The 7,721-nt window shown below is 37.1% G+C and carries 9 protein-coding genes; 8 read left to right on the plus strand and 1 reads right to left on the minus strand.

Annotated features, from left to right (window positions below; translation table 11 throughout):
* Positions 1-31 precede the first annotated feature (31 nt).
* The 4 genes from H4O18_RS15180 (at position 32) to H4O18_RS15195 (ending at position 3,623) form a co-directional block, all read left to right on the plus strand.
* Positions 32-562, plus strand: coding sequence for a CIA30 family protein (locus tag H4O18_RS15180; protein WP_246474318.1), 531 nt, complete (start codon positions 32-34; stop codon positions 560-562).
* Between the two features lie 78 nt (positions 563-640).
* Positions 641-1,027 (plus strand): hypothetical protein, encoded by a 387-nt coding sequence (locus H4O18_RS15185; protein WP_187586055.1) that lies wholly within the window; start codon positions 641-643, stop codon positions 1,025-1,027.
* A 184-nt stretch (positions 1,028-1,211) separates the two neighbouring features.
* Positions 1,212-2,615 carry a sialate O-acetylesterase gene (locus H4O18_RS15190; protein ID WP_222942430.1) on the plus strand — a complete coding sequence of 468 codons (1,404 nt, stop codon included), beginning with the start codon at positions 1,212-1,214 and terminating at the stop codon, positions 2,613-2,615.
* Positions 2,616-2,702: 87 nt separating this feature from the next.
* A complete protein-coding gene (locus H4O18_RS15195; RefSeq protein ID WP_187586057.1) occupies positions 2,703-3,623 on the plus strand; it encodes a carbon-nitrogen hydrolase family protein in 921 nt (306 codons plus the stop codon).
* A 338-nt stretch (positions 3,624-3,961) separates the two neighbouring features.
* Here H4O18_RS15195 and H4O18_RS15200 read toward each other — a convergent pair whose 3' ends face one another.
* A complete protein-coding gene (locus tag H4O18_RS15200; RefSeq protein WP_187586059.1) occupies positions 3,962-4,345 on the minus strand; it encodes an SRPBCC domain-containing protein in 384 nt (127 codons plus the stop codon).
* 243 nt (positions 4,346-4,588) lie between these two features.
* Between H4O18_RS15200 and rlmF the strand changes: the two genes are divergently transcribed.
* From rlmF to H4O18_RS15215, 4 genes are all read left to right on the plus strand, one after another.
* Entirely contained in the window at positions 4,589-5,434 is an 846-nt protein-coding gene (gene rlmF, locus H4O18_RS15205; RefSeq protein ID WP_187586061.1) for a 23S rRNA (adenine(1618)-N(6))-methyltransferase RlmF, read from the plus strand.
* A 182-nt stretch (positions 5,435-5,616) separates the two neighbouring features.
* Positions 5,617-5,739 (plus strand): hypothetical protein, encoded by a 123-nt coding sequence (locus tag H4O18_RS22395; protein ID WP_281387352.1) that lies wholly within the window; start codon positions 5,617-5,619, stop codon positions 5,737-5,739.
* Positions 5,740-5,742: 3 nt separating this feature from the next.
* Positions 5,743-6,051, plus strand: coding sequence for a nuclear transport factor 2 family protein (locus tag H4O18_RS15210; protein ID WP_187586063.1), 309 nt, complete (start codon positions 5,743-5,745; stop codon positions 6,049-6,051).
* A gap of 196 nt (positions 6,052-6,247) precedes the next feature.
* Entirely contained in the window at positions 6,248-7,579 is a 1,332-nt protein-coding gene (locus tag H4O18_RS15215; protein WP_187586065.1) for a serine hydrolase domain-containing protein, read from the plus strand.
* Positions 7,580-7,721 lie beyond the last annotated feature (142 nt).

Raw genomic sequence — 7,721 nt, forward strand, 5'->3', positions numbered from 1 at the left:
AAGTTGTCGTAAATTACCCTAAAGGTTTAATATGAAGTTTCTTTTGGCCACCTTACTTTTTATGACGCTTATGACCTCAAAAATAATTTTCGATTTCAATAAAGATTCCAACATCAAGGAATGGAGAATTGTGAATGATGGAGTTATGGGTGGCTTGTCTGTAGGCAGCTTTAGCTTGAGTCCGAATGGACATGGATTGTTTGAAGGAGAAATATCATTGGAAAACAATGGTGGATTCTCTTCCGTCCGGTACCGATTTGATAAGCTACAGGTAACCAAAGACAGTTACATTATCATATTGCTCAAAGGCGACGGCAAGGACTATCAATTTAGGGTAAAGGACAATTCCAGTAATTATTATTCCTATATCACTACCTTCCCGACTACAGGGGAATGGGAAGAAATCAAAATTTCACTCAAGGATATGTATCCTTCTTTTCGCGGTAGGAAATTGGACCAACCCAATTTTTCAAAAGATTATATTGAGGAAATTGTTTTCCTGATCGGAAACAAAAGAACCGAAAACTTTAAATTATTGATTGATAGAATAGACTTGAATTGATTTGGAAAAATAATCCCTTTACCCATTTATTTAATGTTCTGATTCGCACGAGAGAACACATTAAACAATAATTTCAGTATGACCCTTATAGCCAAATTTATTGTAATACTTTTTGGTGTTTACCTAATTGCCGTTGGCTTTTTAATGCTCTTATATCCAAAAAAAGCAAGGGAATATTTGAGGATGGCGGGCAGCACCAACATTATAAACTATGCTGAACTGACTATCAGAATAATTCCAGCGTCGGCTTTGATCCTATATGCCGAAATATCAAAATACCCAGTAGTTTTTGAAGTTTTAGGTTGGTTTATGATAGCCACTTCCATAGTGCTTTATTTTGTGCCCCGAAAAATACATCACAACTATGCCCTTTGGTGCGCCAAAATCCTAAAGACAATTTATATCCGGTGCATATCTCCCTTTTCCATACTTTTCGGAATTTTGCTCATTTATGCTACCATGTGAGCAGAAACCAATATAAATGATATCATTTTAAGCTTTTTAGCCTCATAAAATACCCCACTACTTTAGGCCGTATAAAAAATTCCATACATTTAACGGAGGTATATTTCCCAAAGGCAAATTCACACGACTTTGGTGGAGGGAGATACCGTCAAATACTTTGTAAAACCGAAAACTCTTCACACCTATGAAACCAATTAAAACTTATCTATTAAGCTTATTGTTGTGTACTGCCACAATCTCCTACGCTCAAATTAAATTACCAGCTTTTTTTGGCGATCATATGGTATTACAGCAAAAAGACAATGTTTCCATTTGGGGAACAGATAAACCAGGAAGCAAAATTATTATAAAAGGAAGTTGGGGACAGGAATCTACGGCAACAGCCAATAGTCAGGGACAGTGGAAGTTGAAGATAAATACCCCATCCTATGGTGGACCCTACAAACTTGTTATAAAAGGCAGCAATGAAGTGACGCTCAACAATGTAATGGTCGGGGAAGTTTGGCTTTGTTCCGGTCAGTCCAACATGGAAATGCCCGTAAAAGGATTTAACAACCAGCCGATCGATGGTAGTGGAGAGGCCATTTTAAACTCCAAAAACAACCAGATACGTTTATTTACCGTAAAAAGAGCATCAAGCCTAGAACCTTTGGATAATCTGGAAGGCCAATGGGCCGAGGCCAGTCCGGCAAGTGTGAGGGACTTTAGTGCTACCGCTTACTTTTTTGGAAAAAAATTGAATGCCCTATTAAACGTTCCCATTGGTTTGATACATACCTCCTGGGGCGGGTCCAGTGAGGAAGCCTGGATGGACAAGGAGACGCTTGCAGAATTCAACACCATAGAGTTGCCCAAAAAACTTCCAGAAGGTGCACCACAGCGCACCCCTACCCTACTGTACAATGCCATGATCAACCCATTGGTGGGTTATGGTATTAAGGGAGCAATCTGGTACCAGGGTGAATCCAACAGAGGCAGGGCCGAGGAATACAGTCGACTGTTCCCTTCCATGATCAAAACGTGGAGAAAAAAATGGCAGCAGGGGGAGTTTCCTTTTTATTTTGTACAAATTGCCCCTTATGGTTATAGCGATGGTAATGCCGGCTTTGTTAGGGAGGCACAATTGCACACCATGAAAACTGTTGAAAATACCGGGATGGCGGTAACCATGGACATTGGGGATTGTGATTATATCCACCCAAGGGAGAAAAAATTGGTAGGCGATAGGTTGGCACTTTGGGCACTATCCAAGGATTACGGCATGGAAGGATTTGCCTATAGTGGTTCAGTATACAAAGAAATAGAAGAAATTAAAGAGGGCAAGGTAAAGTTGTCCTTTGATTATAATGAGAACGGTCTCTCCAGTTACGGTCGGCCATTGACAGGATTTGAAATTGCGGGAGCGGATAAAGTTTTTCATCCTGCGGAGGCCACTATTAATGGAGATAAGAGCCTTAGTGTTTGGTCTAGCAAGGTATCGCAACCTGTTGCGGTTAGATATGCATTTAGCAATTGCGAGGCAGGCAGCCTGTTCAATACAGAGGGCTTACCGGCCTCCTCGTTTAGGACGGATACTTGGGAGGAGTAACAGGCTCAATAAAGGCCAGCAGGGTTTTAGAAGGCTATATGTTTTCTACTATGCCTAAAGATTATTAAGTAATAAATAAGAACCCACATGAACACAAAAATTACGGTAGCTGTCGCACAGCTTTCGCCAGTATTCCTGAACAAGAAAAAAACAGTTGACAAAGCCTGTTCAGCTATTCTGGAAGCAGGCGAAAAAGGAGCCGAATTGATTGTTTTTCCTGAAGTGTTTATTTCGGGCTATCCGGACTGGGTATGGCTAATCCCCAATAGTAAAGGGTCCGACTTGAACCAACTTTATATTAAACTGGTTGAAAATGCTGTTTCAGTTCCTGATGAAACCTGCGATAAGCTTTGTAAAGCTGCGAAAAAGGCTGGTATAAATGTCGTTATAGGAATGAACGAACGTAATACTGAAACGAGCAATGCCAGTTTATTCAACAGTTTGCTTTTCATTGATAAAAAGGGTGCTATATTGGGGAAACATAGGAAGATGATTCCAACTGGTGGTGAGCGACTTATATGGTCACAGGGAGATGGTAGTACATTGCGTTCGTACAATACTACTGCAGGGAAAATTGCGGGACTTATTTGTTGGGAAAACTATATGCCACTTGCCCGAACCGCCATTTACGAAAGTGGCACCCAAATATTGGCAGCGCCAACTTGGGATAAAAGCCCAAATTGGCTTCTATCTATGCAGCACATCGCCAGGGAAGGCGGACTATTTGTTATTAGTGCATGTATGACTTTTAAAATAGATGATATCCCCAAGGAATATGGGTTTAAAAATCTTTATCCCGAAGGAAGAGAATGGATAAATATTGGCAATAGCTGTATTATCGGCCCCAATGGAAAATATTTGGTAGACCCCCTTGAAGCTGAAGAAAGTATTTTTTATGCTGATATTGATTTGCAACAAATATTGGGTGCCAAGCGCATGTTCGATGTAGTAGGTCATTATTCCAGACCGGACGTATTTAACTTTAGTATTAACAAAGGAAATAGCTAATAACCTCTATTATTTGTTGGTAACATTCCTTATGAAATATTTCAGAGCACAACTCTAACCCTTTTCAAGGATGTTAGGCTATTTATTACATATTGTGGTCCTAATTCCAAAAACAGAATATCTATTGTTGGACATTGACAAGTGAGACATTTTTATCTATCTTATTTTGGCAATATGTCAATCTAATAGGCATTGTACCCCTTTTCTTTCTTTAAAACGGATACTTGGGAGAAATAAAAGGCTAAGGAAAATTATTGGGTGCAAGAAAACATATTATTTTCTTGCACCCAATATTCTATAGGAATCAGCAAGAAATATCAGGTCCCTTTCCTTAAACATTAAAACTCAAAGTACGCTTTCATAGGTTCAAAATAATGTTCCTGCCATCCCTGAATATAGTGTTCCCCATCTTCCGGAACATTCCTATGTATCAAGGTCAATTCGGTTACGCCGTCTGATTCTGAAAGTATAACCTCAATTTGCGAATCTTCCTCATTTTCTTTAAAATTATCACTCCTCCACGATTGCACAATTTTATGGTAGGGTTCCAAAATTAGATTCTCTCCCTTAATATACCCGTCCCAGGCCATAAATGGATCACCGACCTTATCGGAAACGAAGGCCTCACCTCCGGTCATTTTGGTGTGTCCCTGGGTACTAAGCCATGCCTTATAAATTTGTTTTGCTGTGGTATTAAATGTCGTTTTTAAGGTAAATTCCATAGATGTGGTTTTTTGGTGTGATTATATTGTTATCTCAATTCTTAAATTTACTAAATATTTTTTCGCAAGTTTACTTCAATTGGACATTAATTAACCACTGCCATTTATTGTGATCCTAAACCAATGCAGATGGTATATATTCTGAGTCTTGTACTATTACACATTTTGAATAAAAGGGACCATAGGGAAGAAATGTCGATTTAGATTAGCTTTTGCTAACTTTGCCCATTAAGAGCTATACCCGTGCACCCAAAAAATCCTTTTGCCAAAGACTACGATTTTGATTTCCTTATTCAGCATTACCCAAGCCTGAAGGATTTTGTTTTTGTAAATGACTATGGAAACAAGACTATAAAGTTTGCTGACAAACAGTCCGTTAAGGCTTTGAACGCTGCGCTATTAAAGGCGCATTACAGCCTGGACTACTGGGATATTCCGGAGCACAACCTATGTCCTCCCATTCCGGGCCGATTGGACTATCTGTTACATATAGCGGATCTGATTCCGAAGGCAGAACTACGGTTATTGGACATTGGCACAGGAGCCAATTTGATCTACCCAATTTTGGCAAGCTGCCATTTTGGGTGGCAATGTTCCGCCTCTGAAGTAGATAAGGATGCTTTAAAAAATGCCCAAGAAATTATTGACAGAAACCCTGTATTGGCAGACATAGACCTAAGGCAGCAAGGTTTCAAAAACAGCATATTGGAACATCTAATTCAACCCGGAGATTATTTTGACGTGGTGGTCTGCAATCCCCCATTTTTTAAGAACCGTAGTGACGCACAACAAAGGAATCAACGCAAGGTACGCAACCTTCAACTTCAGGAAAAAGAGACCTTGAATTTTGGAGGCCAGGCCAACGAATTGTGGTACAAGGGCGGTGAAGAGGCTTTTGTAAAAAAGATGGCACTAGAAAGTGTGCAATTTAAGGACCAAGCACATTGGTTTACCTCGCTGGTATCCCAAAAAGAAAATCTAAAAAATATTAAAAGGGCCATTAACAAGACGCAGCCTACAGCAGTCAAGGTGATAGATATGGAACAGGGCAATAAAAAGAGCAGGTTTGTGGCCTGGACTTTTCGCTAGTAAAATTATTGCGTTCTAAAATAATATTGATCTACTATAGTAAGTAATTATAATTGGGAGTTGAGAAGGTAATAGGTTATTTTTATATATTAACCTTTAATTACATACATATATGTATGTATATATGTGTGTTGTGTGCATTAAGCCAAAACGAATAAACAAACCCACCAAAAATGAATCATATGAAACAATTGTCAATTTTACTTCTGACCCAGATTATGCCATTTAGTTCTTGTCAAGAAGAAAAAACTGATAATCCTGAACAATTAAAGTCCGTTTTAATTGGATATTTTAACGGAATTTAAACAATGGATTTTAAAAAAATGCGAGATTTGACAACTGACGACTTTATTATATATGAAGATGGAGTAGTTTTTAACAATGACAGTATTTTCAAAATGATGAAGAGTTTTCCAAAATATACAGCTGAATATGAATTTGAAAATCTGAGAATTAACGTGGATAACAATTCTGGTAATATCAATTATTTTAATCACGCAAACTTTGTTTTTAATGACACAACTAAAGTTAAATTTGACTGGTTAGAAAGTGCTACTTTTAAAAAGATTGACGGAAAATGGAAAATGGACTTTTTACATTCAACAGTAAGAAAGTAAAAAAATACTGCACACAATACCGTGTATAATTCATTGCTAGTACTCGCTTACTTACGAAAATCCACCCAGGCCCAAAAGCGTGGCAGGACGGATTTTCTATTCGGTTTGTATTTGCTGAATTAGTTGCTGAAACACGCAACGAAATCATACACAAACACGTTATGTGCTATTACTAGAAACCAACCTCTAAACTAAAATGAAAAGTAAAATACTTATATCAATTCTTATATCAGGATTTTCAATTGGGACAGCTTATTCGCAAAACTTAAACAAACCAAAACTTGACAGTTTATTTGATATTCTTAAGTCAAAAGATAAAGCAATGGGAAGTTTAACAATTTCAAAAAATGGAACTCAACTTTATAGCAGAGCTATTGGTTTCAGTTCTATTTCTAAAACTGATACAGTTCTTGCAACTCTAAACACGAAATACCGCATTGGTTCAATTTCAAAAATGTTCACCGCAACAATGATATTTCAGCTTATTGAGGAGGGAAAGTTAAACCTGAACACAACACTGGATGACTTTTTCCCTAATCTCCCAAATGCTAATAAAATTACAATTAGCAACTTACTTAATCATAGAAGCGGACTATATAATTTTACTAATGACCCAGATTATTTGGCTTGGATGACACAACCCAAAACAAAAGATGAAATGCTCTCACTCATTTCTAAATATAAAGTTGATTTTAAACCAAATAAGAAAGCATCATACAGTAATTCAAATTATGTCGTTTTAGGATATGTAATTGAACACATTACAAATCAATCTTATTCTAGTAACCTAGGTGAAAGAATTACTTCTAAAATTGGACTTTCTAATACTTATGTTGGTAATAAAACCAACATTAATCACAACGAAAGTTACTCTTACCAATTCATAAATAATTGGGAACAAGAATTGGAAACAGATATGAGTATTCCAGGTGGCGCAGGCTCAATTTTATCAACTCCCTCCGATTTGAATAGATTTAGTGAGGCATTATTTACACTACGATTAATTTCTGAAAACAGCCTAAGTAAAATGACAACCATGACCGACGGATATGGAATGGGAATGTTTCAAACACCATTCTATTCTAAAAAAGCTTTTGGTCATAGTGGCGGTATCGATGGATTTGCTTCTAATTTAGCATATTTCCCTAAAGACAGCTTAACAATAGCATACTGTACAAACGGCCAAGTATATCCTTTTAATGATATTCTAATTGGAGTTTTAAGTATTTGTTTTAATAAAGAGTATTCATTTCCAACATTCAACACTATTACGTTAAAGACCGAGGATTTAGATAAATATTTAGGTGTTTATTCTAGTAAAAAAATGCGATTAAAAATCACAATAACAAAAGATAATACATCACTTATAGCTCAGGGGTCAGGACAACTATCATTCCCATTAGAAGCTACGGAAGAAAACAAGTTTAAATCTGATAAAGTTGGAGCGAAAATGGAATTTAATCCAGAAAAAAATGAATTAATTCTAGAACAAGCTGGAGGTAGATTTTTATTTAAAAAAGATAATTAACAGCACATAACACAGGTAACCGTTGCACAACCCTATAATTTATAAAATATCGATGCCAAAAGCGGCCTTTTAGGGCCGTTTTGTTTTTTAAACGAACGTGTTGCCACTCATTTTTATAGTGCCAAAAAGGAAGCAAATAGAC

Source organism: Arenibacter arenosicollis (genome assembly GCF_014397245.1).
GTDB lineage: Bacteria > Bacteroidota > Bacteroidia > Flavobacteriales > Flavobacteriaceae > Arenibacter > Arenibacter arenosicollis.

Excerpts from the sequence above, each read along its gene's own strand:
- H4O18_RS15180 (WP_246474318.1), top strand. The coding sequence starts at position 32 with ATGAAGTTTCTTTTGGCCACCTTACTTTTTATGACGCTTATGACCTCA.
- H4O18_RS15185 (WP_187586055.1), top strand. The coding sequence starts at position 641 with ATGACCCTTATAGCCAAATTTATTGTAATACTTTTTGGTGTTTACCTA.
- H4O18_RS15190 (WP_222942430.1), top strand. The coding sequence starts at position 1,212 with ATGAAACCAATTAAAACTTATCTATTAAGCTTATTGTTGTGTACTGCC.
- H4O18_RS15195 (WP_187586057.1), top strand. The coding sequence starts at position 2,703 with ATGAACACAAAAATTACGGTAGCTGTCGCACAGCTTTCGCCAGTATTC.
- H4O18_RS15200 (WP_187586059.1), bottom strand. The coding sequence starts at position 4,345 with ATGGAATTTACCTTAAAAACGACATTTAATACCACAGCAAAACAAATT.
- H4O18_RS22395 (WP_281387352.1), top strand. The coding sequence starts at position 5,617 with ATGAAACAATTGTCAATTTTACTTCTGACCCAGATTATGCCATTTAGT.
- H4O18_RS15210 (WP_187586063.1), top strand. The coding sequence starts at position 5,743 with ATGGATTTTAAAAAAATGCGAGATTTGACAACTGACGACTTTATTATA.
- H4O18_RS15215 (WP_187586065.1), top strand. The coding sequence starts at position 6,248 with ATGAAAAGTAAAATACTTATATCAATTCTTATATCAGGATTTTCAATT.